Genomic DNA, 21,896 nt, shown 5'->3' on the forward strand with positions numbered 1-21,896 from the left:
GATGTGGATATGCTGTAGGTTTGGGGCCGGGCAGCGAGGGGAGTTTATACAGATATGTTGTTTTTGTAAAATTGCATAGGTGAAAATTTATGTAAGTTTGCAGTTAAAGGATGTTACATCAGGATGCCGGTAAAAGGAAATCAGTTTAAATCAAATAGTTTTAAGGACGATGATCAGCCCCGCCAAACCAGCGGTAAGGTTGATAAGGAACGGGGAATAAAAAAAGCGCTGCCCAAAATGCCGCGCTTTGATATGGAAAACGGACGGGCGGCAAAAATAGCGGGGTTATTTTCGCTGTTATTGTCGGTTTATTTCCTCATCGCCTTTACTTCCTACCTGTTTACATGGCAGGAAGATCAGAGTTATATTTCGCAAACCAATGGCGGCTGGCATAACCTTGCCACAGGCCAAACCATGCACGAAATTGCCGATGCCGGTACACCCGTCATAGCGCAAAACTGGCTGGGTAAATTTGGCGCGCTGCTAAGCAACCAGTTCATTTATGAGTGGTTTGGGGTAGCCTCGTTCATTTTTATCTTTATATTTTTTGTATTGGGTTACCGCCTGCTGTTTAAGGTAAGGCTTTTCTCGATGGTGAAAACCCTGGCTTATTCCATCTTTTGCATTGTATTTTTATCAACCGCAATAGGCTATTTCCACGCGTTTATTACCGACTATCCTCACTTTTTAGAAGGTGGTTTTGGTTACTGGTGTAACCGGTTGTTAGATGCGCAGGTAGGCCCGGCCGGTACAGGCGGTCTGCTGGTATTCCTGGCCCTGGCTGTATTGGTTATCGCTTATAATATCGACTTTAAAATACCATCCCGCAAGGAAAAACCTGTTAATGCCATGGCTGTTGACGAGGTAACACCCGAGCCGGTTGAACTGATAGACGAAGAGGATATTGATATCCCCGTTGAATGGCCCCGGGGTAACGGTAACCGCGTTAAGGATACCCTGGCCGCCCAGGTAAATGCCGTAAAGCCCGAGCCGGTGCAACAACAGCCGCCAATGGTACAAACGCCTACTTATCATGAGCCAATTGTACTAACGCCTACTACAACCGCAAGGCACGAGCCCGAGGAAGAGGACGAGATCCCGCTTACCATCGATGTAAACCGCCCGATGCCGGAGTTGGCTGTTGAAAAGGCCGACGACGTAAAAGCACAGGAACTGGTAAACAAGTTTGGCATTTATGATCACCGGCTTGACCTGGCCTCCTACAAATTCCCCCACCTTGATCTGTTAGAGAACCACGGTTCAAACAAAATTTCGGTTAATGCCGAAGAACTGGAAGCCAACAAAAACAAAATTGTTGAAACGCTAAACCATTACAACATCGAGATTGATAAGATCAAAGCTACCATTGGGCCAACGGTTACCCTGTATGAGATTATCCCTGCACCGGGTGTGCGCATCTCCAAGATCAAAAACCTGGAGGATGATATCGCGCTGAGCCTGGCTGCTTTGGGTATCCGTATCATAGCGCCTATGCCGGGTAAGGGTACCATCGGTATCGAGGTGCCAAATTCAAGTCCCGAAATGGTTTCGATGCGGTCTATCCTCGCTACAGAAAAATTCCAGACCACTACCATGGATCTTCCCATTGCCCTGGGTAAAACCATCAGCAACGAAGTGTTTATTGCCGATCTGGCCAAAATGCCCCACCTTTTGGTTGCAGGTGCTACCGGCCAGGGCAAATCGGTTGGTATTAACGCCATATTGGTATCGCTGCTATTTAAAAAGCACCCTGCCGAGCTAAAGTTTGTATTGGTGGATCCTAAAAAGGTGGAGTTAACGCTTTTCCGCAAGATAGAAAGGCATTTCCTGGCCAAACTGCCCGATGAAGCCGACGCCATTATTACCGATACCAAAAAGGTAGTGAACACGCTAAACTCGCTTTGTATTGAAATGGACCAGCGTTATGACCTGCTGAAAGACGCACAGGTACGTAACCTCAAAGAGTATAACGCCAAATTTGTTAACCGCAAAATAAGCGACCCCGAAAAACACCGTTACCTGCCATTTATTGTACTGGTAATTGATGAGTTTGCCGATTTGATGATGACCGCCGGTAAAGAGGTTGAGGTGCCTATAGCCCGTATTGCCCAGCTGGCCCGTGCGGTTGGCATCCACCTGGTAATTGCTACGCAAAGGCCATCGGTAAATATCATTACGGGTACTATTAAGGCCAACTTTCCATCGCGTTTAGCGTTCAGGGTATTATCAAAAATAGATTCGCGTACAATATTGGATGCCGGTGGTGCCGATCAGTTGATCGGCCGTGGTGATATGTTGTTCTCAACCGGGAGCGACCTGATCCGCCTGCAATGCGCCTTTGTGGATACACCGGAGGTAGAAGCGATATCCAACTTTATTGGTGAGCAGCGCGGCTACCCTACTGCTATGTTACTACCAGAGTACGTAGGCGAAGGCGAAACCAGCAGCGCCAAGGAGTATGATCCGGATGATCGCGACCCGATGTTTGAAGAAGCCGCGCGTTTAATTGTGCTGCATCAGCAGGGATCAACCTCATTAATTCAGCGTAAAATGAAATTGGGTTATAACCGTGCCGGTCGTATTATCGACCAGTTGGAAGCCGCCGGTATTGTTGGCGCTTTTGAAGGCAGCAAGGCCCGCGATGTGCTTTATCCCGATGAATATAGCCTGGAACGCTACCTGGAAACTTTACAGAAACCTAAAGATTAAACCAAAAACAATTTCTTTGCTCTAACCTTTAACTATAATAACATTTTAGTTGTTGAACATAAAACAACCCATGAAAAAAACAATCCTATATACCCTGTTAGCTTTAAGTACCTGTACTACCGCATTTGCCCAAAAAGACGCCCAGGCCAAGGCCATCCTTGCCCAGGTAAGTCAAAAATATAAATCGTATGACGTAATTAAGGCCGATTTTAGTTTAACGTTAGATAACCAGCAGGCCGGCGTTAAAGAAACCCAAACCGGAACCCTGATATCAAAAGCGAAAGCCGGTAAGTATAAAGTTACCCTGTACAGTTCGGCAGCCGTCAAAGATGTGGATAAAGAGATCATCAGCGATGGTAAGAGCCAATGGACTTATCTTAAAAAAGATAAAGAAGTGCAGGTTGGCGATGCAGCCAAGGGCGGCGAAGGCATAAGCAACCCTTCGCAAATCTTTACCATTTACGAAAAGGGCTACAAATACCTGTACACAGGCGAACAAAAGATTGCCGGCAAAACATACCAGGTAATTGACCTGACCCCCGAGAACGAAAAACAAACCATTTTTAAGGTGAGGTTACTGGTTGATAAGGTAAAAAAACAAATTTACAGCGCCCTTTTGTTTGATAAAAACGGTAACAAGTATAACTATACTGTAAAAGCATTTACGCCAAATGCCCCCATCCCCGATAGCACGTTTGGTTGGGACGCCAAAGCACACCCCGGTGTTGAAGTGGTGGACCTGCGGTAGATTTGAGATGTGAGATTTGAGATATTAGACTTTAACGGCGATGATTTTAGGGATCACCGCCGTTTTTGTTGAGGTAAATATTACAAAATGCCATGCCGAACTTGTTTCGGCACCCCACTTGTTAAGTATACTTCATGCTGAACACCTGTCCTGTGGGGTCATGAAACAAGGTCAGGATGACTTCTTTTTTTAATTTGCTATGGGCAGACTGTCGAAGCACGCGGGTAAAGGCCTCTGCACACGAGCCTTCGACATACTACCCATGACAAGTCCACCATGTCATTGCGAGGCACGAAGCAATCGCATGCTCTACAGGGCGGATCTGCATAGTTCGCGATTGCTTCGTTCCTCGCAATGACATAGCTTTATATTGTCATTTCACCTTCAGAATTTCGCGAAATTTTATCACTCAGACTGACAGGCCCTCCTACCTCAAAATACAATACGTCTACTCTCAACTACGATTCTATTGTCCTTTAAATAACCTTTTACGGCTTCACTGTCATTCTTCCCCCTACCGAATGGGCGTTAAACTCTGGTGCATACATGCTTTGTACGCAGGTGATCCCCGTTGAAAAACTGCCTGGCTGCACTACCCTTAAATTGTATTCAAACACGTAGTTACCTTTATTTAAATAGCTTATGAAAAAGTTGGTAGCTACATCTTTGGTTACCTGGTAATAGTACAATCCATCCTGGTATTTATAGGTTGATAGCGCGTCTTCGGGTTCGGTACCTGATGGGCGCATATCTTTTAACTGCACGTATTCAAAATCACGGTCGGCCTTCAGGTACACCACCACTTTTAACACATCGCCGGTTTTAGGCTGATGATTAGCATCTACCGCTGTAAGTACAGAGCCGGTTGCTGTTTGCTTTTTGATGAAATACTTTCGCTCCAGGTGTATATTGGTTTGCGCCGATGTTATTTTATCCAGGTTTTCTAAATACTGCCAGTGAAGTGCGCCCCAGCTAATAGAGTTGCCGCTATTCTTCAACTCCACTTTGCCTAAAGCCGGTTTTATTTGTTCATCAGTCCAGCTTGCTTTGATGTAGCCCGTCTCTGCATCGGCTTTTATACCGGATTTCAATTCATCAAGTGGCTTGCCATCAAGTTTTATTGAAGTACCCGCATCCGTCGAAAGCAAATTGCTGCCATTAAGCAATAAAGCGTAACACGCCGCCGCCGTTGCCTTGGTACTTTGCCAATTGGTGGTTTGTTTGTTGCGCAACAGCCATATCTTCATTTCATCAACGGCTTTGTTGTTGTTGCCAGCTTCGGTAAATAACTCAATCATCAGGCTTTGTGTTTCTACCGGCGACTCGTACCAATAATATCCCTGCTTATTGGCAGCCCAATACATCCCTAAATCATCAGATTGCCGCGCGTTTTCAAGTAATGATTTGATGATAACTTCAGCTACCTGCGCTTTTTTATTACGCAGCATGGTTAATGCTATCAAGGCCTGCTCATATACCTTTTTGTGCACCCACTGTTTTTGGGCAAGATTTAGGTAATTGGCCAGCAATACCTGCTGTTCATGGCTTAAGGCGCGGGCGGTAAAATAACTTTGGGTATAATAGCTATGAATCTCTAAAGAACTCAATTCGCGCGTATCATAGCTTTTTGAAGACTGCCTAAGAGCCGCATCGGCCACAAGTTGCTGATCAAGATAGGTCATTGCTTTATCAGCTATATTTTTCAGGCCGAGGTTTGACAGATCGGCTATACCGAGGTGATATAACTGACCAATACCGGCCAATATATCCTGGGTTATATAACGGTCGGCACGGTCGCCTCCAAACCAAGCGAAACCGCCATCGGGCAGCTGCCGTTGCTGCAATTTATCAAGATTGGCTTGCAGCTCATAGCTCATTTTGTTTAAATCAAAAAGCAACGCAATCCGTTTCTTTTGTTCGGTTTCGCTAAGAGCATCGCGCAGCCAGGGTGTTTCTTCCAGTAGGGTAGCTTTCAGGTCCTGGTTCTTTTCAAGATTTGAAAGCAACTCATCGCTGTTACCGGCCTTCCACCTATCAAACACTTGTTTAATTACGGGCATCTTGATTATTAGGTTACTTGCCAGACTGTTGGCATAATAACGGTTAAATGTCTGTTCCGAGCATTCGTACGGATACTCCATCATATATGGCAAGGCCTGTACCGCGTACCATGCCGGGTTTTGCGTGTACTCTAAGGTTAAGGTTTTACTTTTTAACGTAGTACTGGTTTGTTTAAGCAGTTTATCAAAAGTAAAAGCCCTGGCTTGGCCTACACGCACCATCATCGGCATCGACTCGGTAACCAACATGCGGTTTGACAATACCGGCAGAGTATTCTCTTCCCCATCGCTGTATTGGTCGGCCTGGGCTGTAATGCGGTAAGTTAAGGCATCTAAGCCGACCGGGATAACCAATTTAAATGATATCGCTTTGTTGGTAGCCGCATCAAGTGCAAAAGCTTGTTTGGCATCGGCAGCGTTGGCCAGCAATTGTACCGGCTGCATATTAAGCCCGTTAAATAGTTTCAGTTCAACATTGCCTTTTAAAGCCGATGCCGTTAGGTTAGCCACCGTTGCCGAAACAATGATAGTATCGCCCTCCCGTAAAAAGCGGGGCGTGGTTGTGATAATACTAAGCTGTTTTTGGGTAATTATTTCGCGCTCAATGTAGCCTGATTTCAAGTCCTTTGTATGGGCAAAAGCCTTAAACCGCCAGCTGGTCAGCGATTCGGGAATGGTAAAATCAATCAGGATATTTCCCTGATCATCGGTGCGCAGCTGTGGGTAAAAAAAGGCAGTTTCTGCAAAATTTTTCCGAACTGCAACCGTGCCGCCGCCAGGATTTGCCTGATCTCCATAATTGTCAACCAGTTGAACACTTTTGAGAACATCTGCAGGCAGGTTCATGCTATTATACTCAGTAATATCGGCTTTTTTGTAAGTACCGTAGCCTACACTCACTTCCCTTGCCAGAACCTTTTCTTTTCTTTGTTGCCCTGGACTTGCTACGGCAAGTCCAGGCGTAATTTCATCATAGGCCATGAATACCCTGTTCGGTTCGGCATAAGCACCAAACGTACCAAGCTGTTCATACACCCGATTGGCGGGATTAAAATAATAGTTTTTGTAGTTTAACGCATGAGTGCTCCATTGCTCGGTAATATTCCGGCTCCAGTTGTAATTAAAAGGCAGGTAATAGTTTTGGTTTAATATGCCGTTCCAGCTATTACCGCCGCCATAAATGGCATCCAATGAAGCATCATATAAGCCTGCAACCATTTCAGCAACTTGCTTAGGGTTGTTTTTGTCTGATACCTGTAATTTCCATTGTTCTTTTTCGCCGGGTTGCAACTTGTTTCTAAAAGTGAGTAATTTAATATCAAGCCCATCGTCACTATTGCTATTGATAAGTTCGCTCCTGTTATACAAGCGGTTATCTTTAACCATCAAAAACTGTATGCTTACATTTTTTTCGGTCCTATTTACAGGTACTTTAATCACTTGCTGATTTCCGCCTGAAACGGTTAGCCATTTAAACGATACCAGGCCTGTTTCATTAAACTTCTCCATCAGCACCCGGCTTTCGTTGCCTGTACCAAGCCAAAATTCGGCAAAGCTTTTATCTGTCGCATCTTTGTTAACATACCTGACCCAATCATCTGCATCTGATGGTTTTGCAGGTTTGTTTAACACATTTACAAAGTAGGTTTCAGAAACAGTATCGCCGTTTAAGCTTTGAGCGCTGATAACCAATTTATAATAACCTGTAGGTTGTGTACCTAAATTCCGGGTGTCGAAAATTGCCGCAATATTGCCGTCAGTTTTTAAACTAAGCGCGGAAATTTCCCGGATAACCGGCCATTTATTCCTTTGATCTTCATTGTCTTCGGCAAATTCAGGAAAATCGGTTTTATAGTTCTCTTTACTCAATAAGTACTGATCGGGCTTGTTCCACAAGCGTTTTTTTAATAATTGAACAGGCGGCTTTAGCGAATAAACTCTTAAGGTCATTTGCCCACTTTGCCTAACACCGCTAAGATTAGTTAGCGTAGCCGCTATAGAGGTAGTATCGCCTGTTTTAAGCTGCAAAGGCACTTTTGATCTAATCTCCAGGTTACCAACCCCCAGGAGTATGGATGTACTCGCGGTTTGGGTTTCGCCACTGCTGCTTGTTACATCGGCACTGGTTACAAAATCATAACGCAGGTTTCTATCGCTGGCATCATCAACCAGAGCTTTAAACTTTACTTCAAACTCACCCCTGTCGTTAGTTTTAATGGTATCGGCAGTAATTTCCCGGTCATAAGTGCCTCTGTAGTTATAACGGTTATAATTAATTATCTGTGGGTTGCGGCTAACACGATAAGCCACCCGTGCCTGCGACAAGCCGTAACCAGAATAAGCGGTAACCCTGCCATGTATAGTTACCGAATCACCGGGTTTATAGGTTTCTTTAACAGGCAAAAAACTGACCGCAAATCCCGGTCGCTTATATTCTTCTACCCTGATAAATTTATTACCATAAGGAGTAGTAATCACAACCGAACCGTTAAGGATATTCTGGGGAATAACAAATGTGCCGCCAAACGATCCAAACTCGTTCGTTGAAACCGGCAGACTTGTAAATTGCTTACCGTTATTATCTTTTATATTAACCGATAAGTTTTCGTTAACCAACAAACTGCTTTTACCATTCTGCACGTTTAGGCATAATCCCTTAAAATAAACAGTTTGCCCGGGGCGATAAATTTCCCTATCGGTAAAAAATACTGTTCTTTTAAATGCAGGCACCCGGTTATTGAAACCACTCCAATATCTCCTGTTCCAATATAAGGTATCGGTGGCGGTAGTAAGCTTAACCGAGTAACCATTTTGTGTATTCAGGTTAAAAAACGCGGCTCCATTTTGGTCGGTACTTTGCTGCATAGTTTCTGCCACGGTAACCTGTACACCTGGTAAAGGCGCTCCCGTTTCTCTATCCATCACATTGATCTGTGTGTGGGTAGCGTTGTTGTTGCGGCTTGCAAATGCCAATTGGCTTACTTTAAACGTGGCAAACTGTAATAATTCAGGGTCGGTAGATAATGAGTCCTCTACAATAAGCGCGTAAATGCCTTTCTTTAAGGGGTCTATTTTAAATTCTGTTGAATGGGAACGATAATCATCGGTACCGGGCAGGTGCAGGGTTTCGATCTTTATGGGTTTCAGTTTTTTTAAATAAGCAATTACCGGCAAAAGTGGCTGAATGTAAGTGTTGCTTTGCCCATACCTCTCATCGCGCATGGCGGCAAGCTCATTGTACTGGCTTGCCCATATTTTATAAAGCGTTATTTTTGCGGTTTTAACGTTTCGGTAATTTAGCAGGGCCAGCAAAGGCTTTCCCGGCAGGTTAATATCTTCGGTAATGGCAGAGATATCCGTTTGGTGAATTTGTTTTATAAAGTTAGCGGCATTGTTACCGCCCAGGCTTTTGGGGTACACTGCCACCGCTTTGTTAAAATAGCTCAAGGCTGTTTTTAAACTATCCCTTTCCATATAATATCGGCCTTGTAACACAAGGGCATCGGCACTAACAGGGCTCGAAGAAAAACTGGTCGTAATTTTTTGCAGGGCATTTAAGTAAAGTGAGTCTTTTTGTGGTATTTGAGCATTGGCATAAACAAACTCCAGCCGTTTGAGGTCAAGATCGGCAAGGGCATCTGTTTGTTGTTTTTGCAGATGAAAAAGCGTAGCCTGTTGCAGATATTTTATCCCTTTGTAAAAGTTTGAACCTGTATCTGCGGTGGCAACTTGTAGTTGCGCAAATACGCGGTTACCGGCAAAAAACTGCAGATCATTTAATGTGAACGCAAGACGTGGTTTGGTAATGCCCGCTTCTTCTTTCAGAAAAAAATCAAACGCGCGGTGTACCAGCAAATCATATAAAGTAGGCCTAAAGCCTCGGGATGTGCTATCCCCTTGTAAAGCTCCATCAAGTACACTTATAGGCGTATTTTGTTCCTTCGAAAAGTCGGCCAGGGAAAGCTCATATAAATTAGCGGTGTGATTAATCAGCGTTTGAACATCCCAGTTGGTAAAATCCGCATCGGGATGCAGCAATTTACTGCGCTGTATAATGCGATACCGATTTTGCTGATAATAACTCCAATACAATTGCGCCAACAGCGACTGTAAAACAGGCTTAACCGGGTAGGCCGACTGTTTAATACGCTGGTTAAAAGCTTTAATATTACTTACCTGCTCATCATCATCTAACACTGCTTGCAAGCTAACCCTGTAAATGGCAGCCTTTATTTGTTGCGGAGCGTTATTATTTTTTATGGCGATAAAATCAAGCTGATCAATAGCATCTTTTGCCGATTTTGGCAAATCAGACTTCATTAGCGTATCTATTTTTGCGCTAAGGATGTTGTAGTTTGTTTGGGCGTTTGCAAATGTGAAGCAAAATAGAAAAACGACCGCGACAAGGCATTTTAATTTATTGATAAGGTAAGATGTCATGTTGTTAAGGCTATAGTTGTTGAAATAACTCTTTATCTGCTGTTTTATTATCAGATGCAGATAGATTCAATTTTCCATAACATATTATTTTTCACATCACCGCAACTACCCCAGTGGCAAGCTAAAATAAAACGTTGAGCCTACGCCGCTTTTACTTTCGGCCCAGATTTTACCATTGTGGCGGCGGATGATTTCGGCGCTTAGATATAAGCCGATGCCAAAGCCCGAGATATGGCGGGTATGATTGGTTTCCACGCGGTAATAGCGATCGAAGATTTTGGGGAGATCCTGTTCTTTTATGCCCATACCTTCGTCCTTTACACTTACCTGTGCGCTGCCATTAACGAGAATGCATTTCACCATGATATCGTGGCCTTTGGGCGAATACTTGATGGCATTGCTGATGAGGTTGGAGAGTACCGAACTTATTTTATCCCTATCGGCATTGATGTGCGCACGGTCACAATCGGTCAAGTGAATTACATGCGTGGTGATGGTTAACGTATGCTCGTCCACCACCTCGCGGATTAACTCGTCAAGGTCAAACTCTTCTTTATCGATAGCAATTTTGCCCGACTCCAACCGGGAAACATTCAGGAAACCATTAATCATACTACTCATGCGCTTTACCTGCACATTGGCTTTATCCATGGCGCCCACCAGGAAACTATCCGGGCTTTCCTTCAACTTGGCATTGGTTACCTGCACCAGCGCCATCAATGATGTAAGCGGTGTTTTCAGCTCATGGCTTACCATACCAATAAAATCATTTTTGCGCAGTTCATCGCGTTTCTTCTCAGAAATATCCCGGGCTATCTTCGAAACACCGGTAATGTTTCCCTGCGCATCCCTGATAGGCGAGATAGTGAGCGATACGTCAATGATCCTCCCGTCACTGGTTAAACGTTGGGTGTCAAAGTGGGTTACCCGATCTCCATTTTTAAGCTTGCTAATGATAAGTGATTCTTCATCCAATCTATCCGGCGGCAGTAGTTTCAATATGGATTGGCCTATCATTTCAGTATCGGCATACCCAAACATACGTTGGGCCGAAGGATTCCAGCTGGTAATTATCCCATCTAAAGTTTTGGAAATAATGGCATCATCAGTTGATTCAACTATAGCGGCCAGCTTAGCGCTGCCTTCTTCGGCTTTTTTATTTTCGGTAATATCAAGGGCAATCACCAGGCCGGCGTAAACTACACCTAATTCATTTTTTAGCGGCACAAAATCTACCTGCAAATCGGCGTCCGCCACACTTTTCACATCTACCCTAAATTGTTCGCCATTCAACATTCTGTCATACCAGTCTTTGGCGGTTTCATAGCGCTCGCCGGCCACATCTGCCAGGAATTTCCCTTTATAGCTGTCGTCATGATAGCCCATAATGCCGCGCATGTCGCCCTCTACGGTAACCAGCCTGCGCTCCATATCAACCACTAAAATCAGCGAGCGGGGAATATTAACAGCGATGGATCGGAAAAGCCTTTCGTTCCGGAGCGTTGCCTCCCGACTGGCGTGCAACTCCTCGTTGGTAGCTACCATTTCTTCGTTGGCGGCAGCCAGCTCTTCATTTATGGCGGTCAGCTCCTCGTTAAGGGCCTGTGTTTCTTCTTCACTTTCGGCAAGTGCCATGGTGCGCTCATTAACCCGTTGTTCTAATTGTTCGTTAAACAAAGTCAACTCATCCTGAGCCTGCGCAAGTTCCTCATTAATGGCCGTCAGCTCTTCATTGCCCGCGGTTAACTCTTCATTTAAAGCCGCGGTTTCTTCTTCCTTTTTTTGCAGTTCTTCCCGCAGTATGTCTTTTTGAGTTATTTCCCTAACCACACCAAAGTAAGAGATTAGCGCAATAATTATAGCCAGTGCCAAAGCGGCAAGTATAGCGTACGGAGCCACCGAGGTATAGCGGTTTAATACACCAGTGCGTTGATCTAACAATCTGTGTTCAGTATTTTCTGCTTTATCAATGGCAGCCCGTAACGCATCCATGGCCATGCGCCCCTCATCCAGATCAACAGCAGAAACGATATCACCCTTTTGTTTTTTGCTGATTAAATCCTGCAGGATATTCATCCTTTTGCCTAATACCGCTCTTATCTTAGCTATATTTCTCTGCTGCCCGTGGTTATCACCGGTAAGTACATCTGCTTCATTAATGAGGACTGCCGCCCTTTCATACGCGCCATGATATGGGATTAAAAAAACAGCTTTACCGGTGAGGATATACCCGCGCTGGCCAGTTTCGGCATCCTTCATTACCGACATTGCGCTTTCCAGTTTTTGTATCACCAGGTTACTATGCGCAACTGCCTTATTACTATCCAACAAATTATTTAAAGTGTTATAAGAAATGATACCTACCGTTAACAATATCAATATGGAAAAGCCATATCCAAGCTGCAGGTTACGGTTGAAGTTTAGTTTCATAGACGCCAAGAAATATTCCGGTGGAGAGTAATCGCTAATTTGGATTTTTTACCGATACCCTGTGAAATTTGCACGCTAAAGTAGGACTAATAGCTTAAAGGTAAAATAGATATTAAAAAAATAAAAGATCGATAGTCGCTGTGTACTAATACTATCCAATTTCCGCCATCTTGTTTAAAATAAGCTCCACCCTTTCTTCCACAGTAGTATCTCCCTCGATGATCAGCAATGACTTCCTGAGGTTTTTCATCCAGTTTTGGTGTACCTGTAAAGTGCGACCGTCGGTGGTATTATCGTCATAACCCTGCGCCCAATCTAAAAATTTGTGGTAAAGTATAATGCGTTCAGGGTTGGTATATATCTCATCACCGTAGCGTTCAAATTCGCGTTTTTTAAGCCTGTCCATTCTTATCTCGTGGGGGATATACAAAAATACTGACAGATCAAAATCCCAGTTATTATTCCAACCTACAACCGAACCACTAACTATCCAATTTTCATGAGCAGCGGTATCGCGGTTAATCATGGCGTTGCGCTCCTGGGGATCTCTTTTAACTGTGAACGGCATTTCAGCTGGCACCCAGAAATAATGGTCGCCATCAAACACTGGGTAGTTGAGCTTTTGACCCAGGGCCTTGCCTAAAGTGGTTGAGCCGGAGCCGGATGCTCCGAAGATGTTGATTTGCATAAGCCTCACCTAAATCCTCTCCAAAGGAGAGGACTTTAAAAGTATGTTTAAAGAATTACATTTTTTATTCCCAAAGTCGTGCTGATTACTTACTTCAACATGACTTCATTTTGTGTGATCGTCATTGTGAGGTACGAAGCAATCCCCTACTATGCAGATTCACCCTGTACAGTTGGGGATTGCTTCGTCGTTCCTCCCCGCAATGACGGGATACTTATTGTCATGGGTAAACACAAAGCAATCGCGCCGCTCTGTAAAGCTACGAGATTGCCACGCTACGCTTGCAGTGACATAGTTTTACGTTTGTTGTGGATAGGCACTAAGCAATGACGACGGGATTTTATTTCCCCTCTACCTTCGGTGCTCTTTTATCGGGCATAGGGCCGCGTTTGTAAATGATAAGGCCGTTTAGGAAATTGCGCAGGATCTGGTCGCCACAGGGTTTAAAATTGGGGTGATCATCGGCACGAAAAATGGCACCTAACTCGGTTTTGGTAATGCGGAAATTGGCCAGTTCCAAAACCTTTATAATATCATCATCGGTAAACTTCATAGCTACCCGCAGCTTTTTCATGATATCATTATTGCTCATGCTCTCGGTATTTAATTATATGGAAATATCTATTTTAACTTTTTTGTTCTTGATCTTTTCGCCTTTGATCAATTGCACGGTTTTCTCAATCCGGTTGCGTTTTACGGCAGCGTAAGAGGTATGGTCAAGCACCTCTATCAGACCCACATCCTCTTTATCCAGCCCACCTTTTTTTAATAGCAGGCCTACTATATCTATCTTGTTCACCTTATCTTTTTTTCCGGCTGCAATATATAATGTAGCCCAGGGCGACGGCTTGGGCACTACAGGGTTTTCTGGCAGTTCCTCCACCTCGGGCATTTCTTTTAAATACGATGGCTTTTCATCGGGTGTAAGCATGAGATATGATGTGCCTTTGGCATGCATGCGGGCCGTGCGGCCGTTACGGTGCACATAGGCCTCTTCGTTATGCGGTAACTGGTAGTGTACCACGTGCTCAATTTCGGGGATATCCAGGCCGCGTGATGCAAGGTCGGTAGTGATCAACAGGCGGTGGCTGCCGTTTCTGAATTTTAGCAAGGCACGTTCGCGGTCGTCCTGCTCCATGCCGCCATGGAAAATATCATGGGGTAATCCGCGGTCGTAAAGCAGATCGCTGATGCGTTCCACAGCTTCGCGGTGGTTACAGAAAACCAGGGTGGCTTTGTCACCTATTTTACAGATTAGCGCAAACAGGGCATCCAGTTTATCGGCGGCTTCGGCTATAACGGCTTTTTGTTTGATATCGGGGGTGATGGCAGCATTGGTTAAATAATCCAGCTCCATAGGCCGGTTCATCCCGGTAAATAAAGGGATCTCGTCCATTTTGGTGGCCGAGGTAAGCATCCGTTTTTTGATATTGGGCATAGCGCCAATAATAAATGCCATATCCTCCTGGAAACCAAATTCCAGGGCTTTATCAAACTCATCTAAAATAAGTGTATGAATAGTATCGGTAGTAAAGCTATGGCGGCGTAAGTGATGCGCTATCCTGCCGGGTGTGCCTATCAACACTGCAGGCGGCTGCGACAGGTTGTTACGTTCTATTTTTACCGGGTGACCACCATAACAGCAGTTCACCTTAAAGCCGCTGCCAATAGTCCTGAAAACCTGTTCTATCTGCAAAGCCAGCTCTCGGGATGGTACTATGATAAGCGCCTGTACCGTTGGGATGCTGCTATCAAGCAAACCTAACAAAGGCAGCAAAAAACCAAGCGTTTTGCCCGTGCCCGTTGGCGACAACAAAACCACATCGCTTTTTTTGGCTGCGCTGATGGCGGCCTCCTGCATGGGGTTAAGGGCATTAATTTTAAGATTAGCAAGCGCTTCTTTGATCATGATAGGCGCAAAGATACGGGAAATAAGCCGCAACGCTTACCTTTTAAAAATCGGGATGGCCAGTAGCAGAATTCGTCGATTAAGCAAAAAAACTATGTCATTGCGAGTTGTAAAATCCGGCGGACTGTGAAGATGGAAATGACGTAGATCGCATGGCGGCGAAGACTCACCCGCCAGCGCTACGCGCGGCACCCCCTCTTCGGCTTCGCCGGAAAGAGGGTTTTGAAGATTTTTTTTGCATTTATATTACTTGTAATCAATCGATTAATTATTAAAACCCCTCTTTCCACCGCAGGTGAAGAGAGAGGGTGGCGGGCGCAGCCTCGCCGGGTGAGTCTTAGCCCGCGTTCAAAGCCAATGTTTGTGTAAAGTCAAAACGTCATGGGTAGGAACGAAGCAATCGCGAACTATGCAAAACCGCCCTGTACAGTATGCGATTGCTTCGTTCCTCGCAATGACATGACTTGTTTTATGCTATTTGAGGAACAAAATATAGCCCTGACAGCTACACTATCCTATTTTCATCCAATTCCCTGTCCTCTGCATTCGGCTCGCGGTAATCTTTGATGAACTGGGCAATTTCTTCGGCCTGGGGATGGGTAAGGTCGCCAATACCGCTGTATTCCCACTGGTTCATATCATCGTCAAAAACAATATCACCCAAACCAACAGCACCCTCACTTAAGGCAAATACACCTGTGGCGTACTTATCCCCGCCGGGGATGGTTTCAATATGGGGCTTAATTGTGATGTGCCTGTCGCCATCCTCGGTATATAAATTATATTCTGCCGGCTTTATCATAGTTAAGGCGTTTGCCTAACCTACAAACGCCGGGCAATTTTGTTTATATTATTATTACAAAATGAATTGGTTACCAACCCATCAATTGCATTGCCCTTGCAAATTCGGGCTGTATACTGGCGTGTATCGTAACATTTTCGCCGGTTATGGGGTGGGTAAAATTAAGATATGAAGCATGCAGCAGCATGGTTTCCATCTCCCATTTTTCTTTAAATAACTTGTTTTGCTTGTTGCAACCATGGGTACGGTCGCCAACAATAGGGTGAAAAATATGGCTGAAATGTTTGCGCAACTGGTGCATGCGGCCGGTAGTGGGCACAGCCTCAACCAATGAGTAACGTGATGTTGGGTGCGCACCTAATGGCACATCCAACTCGGCCCGTTTTAACGTAGTATAGCGGGTAAAGGCATCCTGTAAGGTACCGTTTTCTTTACGCAGGGCATAATCAATATCTTCGGTATCGGGCGTATGGCCGCGCACAACAGCCAGGTATTTTTTATGTACCTGGTTTTCCATAAATTGCTGCTGCATGGCAATTTCAACCGGCTTGTTAAAAGCGAAAAGCAATATGCCGCCCGTTTTTCTATCTATCCGATGTGCCGGGTTAACTTTTTGGCCAATCTGATCCCGCAACAGCTGTAAAGCAAATTCCGATGCATCTGCCGCGATGGACGACCGGTGTACCAACAAACCATGCGGTTTGTTAATGGCTATTAAATACTCGTCGCGATATATGATCTCTAACATGACCGGCGAAGTTACTGAGAATAGAATCAAGAGTTAAGAGTCAAGAATTAAGATAGCTGCAAAAAACTTAGAAATAGAATCAAGACAGCTACAAAATGCGTGAGAATAGAATCAAGAGTCAAGAATCAAGATAGCTGCAAAAAGCCTAAAATATAACAAATGAAAATAACCGAACGTCTTGACTCTTGGTTCTTGACTCTCGTCTCTTTATATATATCTTTAGTACAAACAAAACCTTCCTAAAATTATGACCAAAACAATTACATCCCCGGCAGGCTATACCGCGCCCGACAGGATCAATGCCGCCCCTACCCGTTTGTTATCGTTAGATGCCCTGCGCGGGTTTGATATGTTTTGGATAATGGGTGGCGAAGAAATTTTTCATACCATGGCCAAAGCCACGGGTTCGCCGTTTTGGGGTGCTATTGCCAACCAGTTTACCCACCCCGATTGGAATGGCTTCCACTTGTATGATCTTATCTTTCCGCTGTTTTTGTTTATGGCGGGTGTATCAACCCCGTTTTCGGTTGGGCGCGAATTGGAGAAAGGCAAAAGCAAAAGCCAACTGGTATGGCGGGTTATTAAACGGGCATTTATCCTGGTTTTATTGGGCCTGGTGGTAAACAACGGCTTAAAAATTATGCCCATATCCGAAATCCGTTTTGCCAGCGTACTGGGCCGCATTGGTATTGCTTATATGTTTGCCAATATCATTTACCTGTACAGCAGTGAACGCGCGCAAATGGTTTGGTTTTGGGTGTTCATTATCGGCTACTGGCTACTGCTTAAGTTTACATCGGCTCCGGGCTTTCCACATGGCGACCTTACCATGCAGGGCAATTTTGCATCCTATATGGATAGGGTAATATTACCGGGCAAACTTTATTTAGGCATTCATGATCCTGAAGGGCTGTTTAGCACCATACCGGCTATAAGCACCGGCCTGTTAGGTATCATTACAGGTACTATCCTCAAAAAAACAGAGCTACCACAAATGAAAAAGGTGGCCATACTGGTCATAACAGGAGTCGCATTTTTGGTAATAGCACAGATCTGGAACCTGGACTTCCCCATCAATAAAAACCTGTGGACCAGCAGCTTTGTAATGCAGGTTGGCGGCATAAGCTTACTGCTGATGGCGTTTTTTTACTATATTATTGATGTACTGGGTTATCAAAAATGGTCATTCTATTTCCGGGTAATCGGCATGAATTCCATACTGATTTACATATCCGGGAAATTTATAAAATGGAGTTATACCAACACCGGCTTTTTTGGATGGCTCGGTCAGCTAATAGGCAATCCTTATAACGCGGTAGCTTTAGCTATCACCTTTGTGATGGTGAAGTGGGTGTTTTTGTATTACCTGTACCAGAAGAAAACTTTTCTGAGAGTATAATGCCTGAATCAGAATTTTTCACACGCTGATTATTTTTCAAAGGTGTTCAAGAGGGCTGCGCCGTTTTCAGAATTTAAGAATGGGCAGAATTATAATGGTTATTCTGCTAATTCTTAAATTCTGATTCAGACTACGCTTTCTTATTCCACTGCTGCTGTTCCTCTAATGTAAGGAACGTCCAGGCCATGATGCGGCTGGCTTTTTGACCTTGCGACATGCTGATGGTTTGCACCTCAACAGCACCGGCCTTTTGCAGGGCATTGTATAAAATACGGAGGTTTTCCTTTTTAGATACCAGCGTAGTAAACCACAGGCATTGTTTGGCAACGCGGGTACTTTGCGTAGCCATTTGCTTTAAAAAAGCGGCCTCGCCACCGGGGTACCATAGCTCCATGTTTTGGCCGCCAAAGTTTAACACAGGCTCTTCACGGCCGGTTTTCAGGCCCAGGTTATTCCATTTACGGCGTGAGCCTTCGGCCGCTTCCTTAATGGACGCGTGGAAAGGGGGGTTGCAAAGCGTCAGATCAAACTGCTCGCCAGGCTTTATGGCGAAGGTAAAAATATCGGCTTTGTGCTTTTGCAGCCTAAGCTCAATAGCGGCTTTTAAGTCTTTACTCTGATCAATTATTTTTTGTGCCGATGCTAAGGCTTCCTCGTCGATATCAACCCCAACAAAGCTCCAGCCATACTCCTGGTGACCGATGATAGGATAAACGCAATTGGCACCTACGCCAATATCAAGCACGCGTATCTTTTTGCCTTTACGCACTGCACCATCATTAGCAGTAGCCAATAAATCTGCCGCATAGTGTACGTAATCGGCCCGGCCAGGTATTGGCGGGCAAAGGTAACCTTCGGGGATATCCCAATAATCAACCCGGTAATGGTGCTTAAGTAAAGCCCTGTTAAGCAGCTTTACCGCTTCCGGGTCGGAGAAGTTGATGGTTTCGTTCTCGTACTTATTTACGGTAACAAAGGCACGTAACTTTGGCATCGCCTTAATAAGCGCCTTAAAATCATAACCCATACGATGCGCGTTGCGCGGGTGCATGGTTTCTTTTACTTCGGGTTGATTTGGGGCAGATTCGGCCAAGTTAGTATATTTTAAATTGTATGATAAATCGTCAATCGTTTGCTTTGGGCTTTACGCTTTTTGCTTTTTAGCTCAACCTACCGGCAAGATCAGCAGGCGAATAATTGATGGATTTTAAGGTTTTATTATCCGCCGTGCGGTATACCAGGAACAAGCCATCGATCTCTTTATAATGCGATTCGGTACCTGCCGTATTACGGTAATGTTCAATAGTTTGATTAGCTTCCTCCACCGTTTTGCAGGCCTTACTCATATTGGAGCGGTGCACCTCATCAAACAGTTCCTTAAACTTTTCGCCAAGGCCAAACTCCAGCACCGCGCCCGATAGTACGTATTGTAAATCGCAAAGGGCGTCGGCTATTTCAACAAGGTTATTGTCGTTTACAGCATCCTGCAATTCTTTCAATTCCTCGGCCAATAGTTCAATACGCAGCTGGCTACGCTCTTTTGACGGAATTTGCGGCGAAGCGACGATGGGGTGTTTAAAGGTAGTGTGAAACTCGGCTACCTGGTTTAATGAGTTTAAATCTTTGATCATGTTATTGAGGAAGTATCTAAGTTTGCTAAGTTATGAATTAACCTAAAGGCTTTCAAAAAATCACATTCTTTTAATATCGGGTGCATTTCTTTGTGGGCTATAAATGATGAGCAAGTCATTACTATATATCCTGATGAATAATATGGTTAATAATTATAAATCGCCATGACTACATCACAACAAACTAAATATGAACAAGATACACCGTATTTATAATTAACAAAAACTTAACATTGATAACATTTGTTAACATAAGCATAATATTAAAGTATCTTTTTCTTAACTTACCTTTGCAATAAAAATAAATTCAAGATCCAACCTGAATTTTCTCAATCATGTCCATGAAAAATAAAGAAATCAAATCTGTAGCAAAAGAGGCCCGTAAAGCCCTGAAAAAACAATTAAACGATAAGTTAGCAGCGCAGGTGAAAGCAGTTGTTGCCGAATTTACAGCCGATCAGAAAAAATTAACCAAGGTTATTGAAAAAGCTGCCAGGAATTTAGCCAAAACGCTTTCGGCAAAAATCAGCGAAAAAAGTCCGGTTCATGCCGAAAAACCAGCTTCGGATAAAAAGGACGACCTTGCTTTAACTATGGCAAAAGAACCGGCTGCCCCTGTAACTAAACCTGCCGCCGATAAAAAACCGGTTGCTAAAGTAGTTAAACAAGCGTCGAAAACAGCTGCCAAGCCCGTTGAGAACACACCTGTAAAATAGTTTTTATAAACGGGTGACAGCTAAATAAACATAGCTAAGTCGTAAATAATGCAAGCTTGAAAAACAACCGGTAACGGGTATATGTTTAGCTTCGCGGTTAAGTTTACGGTTGCCTATGTCAAATTTTAACGTTTTATACCAAAACCTCCTTAAGCGGTTGCCGCATATTTATCTTTTATATGCGGTGCCGATGGTTTTTATCACGGCGCTAATTACCCCACCTTTTCAGAGCCCGGATGAGCCTAACCATTTTGCCCGCGCCGAACAAGTTTCGCGACTGGAGTTGATACCGGCTTTCACCTATGATAAAGCCCATCCCCCTACCAAAGCCGATTCCATATCAAGTGATCCTAAAATAACATACCCCGATAAAGGAGGTTTTACTGTCGACAAAGGTATTTACGCGCTTGATCATGCTTATGTGGCCCTTGAGCATAATGCCCAGGTAAAACTGAATGCGGCTAATACCAACAGCGCGAGAAGCCTAAAGTGGAAAACCGGTAACATCTATTTTAACTTCGGAAATACCGCTATTTATCCTCCCGTAGTTTATATTATGCAGGCGTTGGGAATTGGCATTGGCAAAGTTTTCAACTTATCCATCCAAAACACCTTATATATTTCAAGGATCCTAAATGGCCTGCTATCTATCGCTATGTGCTTTGTAGCCCTGTGCTTAGCCAAACGAAGCGGGATCCTGTTGTTTGTGGTGTTGCTTTTCCCGATGACAGTATCACTTTTTGCATCTGTAAGTCAGGACGCGGTGCTGATAAGCTGCTGCTTTTTGCTAACCGCCATTATAGATAGCGTGGAGTTTGCCGATGGTAAATTTTACAGCAAGCCAAAGTTGGCTGCACTCATCATACTGATGGCCATTATCGGCCTGGCCAAACCTCCGTACATCCTTTTTGCCTTCCTGTTTTTGTTTTTAAAACTCAGCCCCAAACAAAAAGCCATCGGCATCATTATCCCGTTCTCGGCATTAATTTTCTGGCTCATCATCAATCACGGCGCGTTCATGATCAAATTTGCCCCACCCGAAATGCGGCTCAACAGCAAACTGCAGGTTCAGCACATTTTACAGCAGCCGTTTCAATTCATTGGTATGTTTTTTAGTTTTGATAAAGCAGGCTTGCTGAATATAGCATACATGTTTGTTGGTGTGCTGGGCTGGTTAGATCTGCAAATGCCAGGTCATTATTACCTGGCAGCTTATGTTTGTTTGTTCCTGGCGGGCTATGTAGGCATTAACTTCAAAGGCAATATCAAGATCAGGGCCGTGTTGATCATTTGCTCATTTGCCACCGTCATCGCCGTAATTACCGCACAATATGTAACCTGGGTAGCGTTGGCATCGACATCGTTTGGTGGCATGCAGGGCAGGTACCTTATTCCTGTTTATCCTTTCCTGGCTTTGGCTTTTTGTGCTGAGCCCGGCTTTCTTAAAAATGTGGGTTTCAAAACAGTGATATTATCAACTGTATTGTTATTCCCTGTGTATACTGCGGTAACTATGATTCATGAATTGTTGGGCAGATATTATTAGTTGGGGTTCAATTGCCGTGAGGTACAAAACAATCCTAAACCTGGCTTGCCACGCCATAAAGCAACAAGGC

14 protein-coding genes are annotated in these 21,896 nt (G+C 44.3%); 5 read left to right on the top strand and 9 right to left on the bottom strand.

Translation table 11 applies throughout. From position 1 onward, the window contains the following. Positions 1 to 123 precede the first annotated feature (123 nt). Complete coding sequence (locus FHS10_RS02885; RefSeq protein WP_259087528.1) at positions 124 to 2,709, top strand: FtsK/SpoIIIE family DNA translocase; 2,586 nt, start codon at positions 124 to 126, stop codon at positions 2,707 to 2,709. A gap of 70 nt (positions 2,710 to 2,779) precedes the next feature. Next, complete coding sequence (gene lolA1, locus FHS10_RS02890; protein WP_259087530.1) at positions 2,780 to 3,457, top strand: outer membrane lipoprotein periplasmic chaperone LolA1; 678 nt, start codon at positions 2,780 to 2,782, stop codon at positions 3,455 to 3,457. Between the two features lie 488 nt (positions 3,458 to 3,945). Here the strand turns inward: lolA1 and FHS10_RS02895 are convergent, their stop codons facing one another. The 7 genes from FHS10_RS02895 to FHS10_RS02925 form a co-directional block, all read right to left on the bottom strand. Further along, positions 3,946 to 9,957 (bottom strand): alpha-2-macroglobulin family protein, encoded by a 6,012-nt coding sequence (locus FHS10_RS02895; RefSeq protein WP_259087540.1) that lies wholly within the window; start codon positions 9,955 to 9,957, stop codon positions 3,946 to 3,948. 105 nt (positions 9,958 to 10,062) lie between these two features. Further along, positions 10,063 to 12,387, bottom strand: a complete 2,325-nt coding sequence (locus FHS10_RS02900; protein WP_259087542.1) for a PAS domain S-box protein — start codon at positions 12,385 to 12,387, stop codon at positions 10,063 to 10,065. Positions 12,388 to 12,538: 151 nt separating this feature from the next. Next, complete coding sequence (locus tag FHS10_RS02905; protein WP_259087544.1) at positions 12,539 to 13,075, bottom strand: AAA family ATPase; 537 nt, start codon at positions 13,073 to 13,075, stop codon at positions 12,539 to 12,541. Between the two features lie 340 nt (positions 13,076 to 13,415). Then, positions 13,416 to 13,667 carry a DUF1456 family protein gene (locus tag FHS10_RS02910; RefSeq protein WP_259087546.1) on the bottom strand — a complete coding sequence of 84 codons (252 nt, stop codon included), beginning with the start codon at positions 13,665 to 13,667 and terminating at the stop codon, positions 13,416 to 13,418. Positions 13,668 to 13,682: 15 nt separating this feature from the next. Continuing rightward, positions 13,683 to 14,984, bottom strand: coding sequence for a DEAD/DEAH box helicase (locus tag FHS10_RS02915; protein ID WP_259087547.1), 1,302 nt, complete (start codon positions 14,982 to 14,984; stop codon positions 13,683 to 13,685). Positions 14,985 to 15,489: 505 nt separating this feature from the next. Further along, positions 15,490 to 15,786 carry a hypothetical protein gene (locus tag FHS10_RS02920; RefSeq protein ID WP_259087548.1) on the bottom strand — a complete coding sequence of 99 codons (297 nt, stop codon included), beginning with the start codon at positions 15,784 to 15,786 and terminating at the stop codon, positions 15,490 to 15,492. A 70-nt stretch (positions 15,787 to 15,856) separates the two neighbouring features. Beyond that, positions 15,857 to 16,534 carry a pseudouridine synthase gene (locus FHS10_RS02925; RefSeq protein ID WP_259087549.1) on the bottom strand — a complete coding sequence of 226 codons (678 nt, stop codon included), beginning with the start codon at positions 16,532 to 16,534 and terminating at the stop codon, positions 15,857 to 15,859. A 247-nt stretch (positions 16,535 to 16,781) separates the two neighbouring features. On the opposite strand from FHS10_RS02925, the gene FHS10_RS02930 reads away from it, so the two are divergent. Further along, positions 16,782 to 17,933: an acyltransferase family protein gene (locus tag FHS10_RS02930; protein ID WP_259087550.1), complete on the top strand. Its 1,152-nt coding sequence runs from the start codon at positions 16,782 to 16,784 to the stop codon at positions 17,931 to 17,933. 130 nt (positions 17,934 to 18,063) lie between these two features. On the opposite strand, the gene rlmF is transcribed toward FHS10_RS02930, so the two are convergent. Then, entirely contained in the window at positions 18,064 to 19,026 is a 963-nt protein-coding gene (rlmF, locus tag FHS10_RS02935) for a 23S rRNA (adenine(1618)-N(6))-methyltransferase RlmF (protein ID WP_259087551.1), read from the bottom strand. Positions 19,027 to 19,093: 67 nt separating this feature from the next. Next, a complete protein-coding gene (locus FHS10_RS02940) occupies positions 19,094 to 19,564 on the bottom strand; it encodes a pyrophosphohydrolase domain-containing protein (RefSeq protein WP_259087552.1) in 471 nt (156 codons plus the stop codon). 341 nt (positions 19,565 to 19,905) lie between these two features. Here FHS10_RS02940 and FHS10_RS02945 point away from each other — a divergent pair, with 341 nt between their 5' ends. Next, a complete protein-coding gene (locus FHS10_RS02945) occupies positions 19,906 to 20,280 on the top strand; it encodes a hypothetical protein (protein ID WP_259087553.1) in 375 nt (124 codons plus the stop codon). Positions 20,281 to 20,470: 190 nt separating this feature from the next. Continuing rightward, positions 20,471 to 21,826, top strand: coding sequence for a DUF2142 domain-containing protein (locus FHS10_RS02950; protein WP_259087554.1), 1,356 nt, complete (start codon positions 20,471 to 20,473; stop codon positions 21,824 to 21,826). Positions 21,827 to 21,896: the final 70 nt, after the last annotated feature.

Source organism: Mucilaginibacter dorajii, from assembly GCF_024808255.1.
GTDB classification, from domain to species: Bacteria; Bacteroidota; Bacteroidia; order Sphingobacteriales; family Sphingobacteriaceae; genus Mucilaginibacter; species Mucilaginibacter dorajii.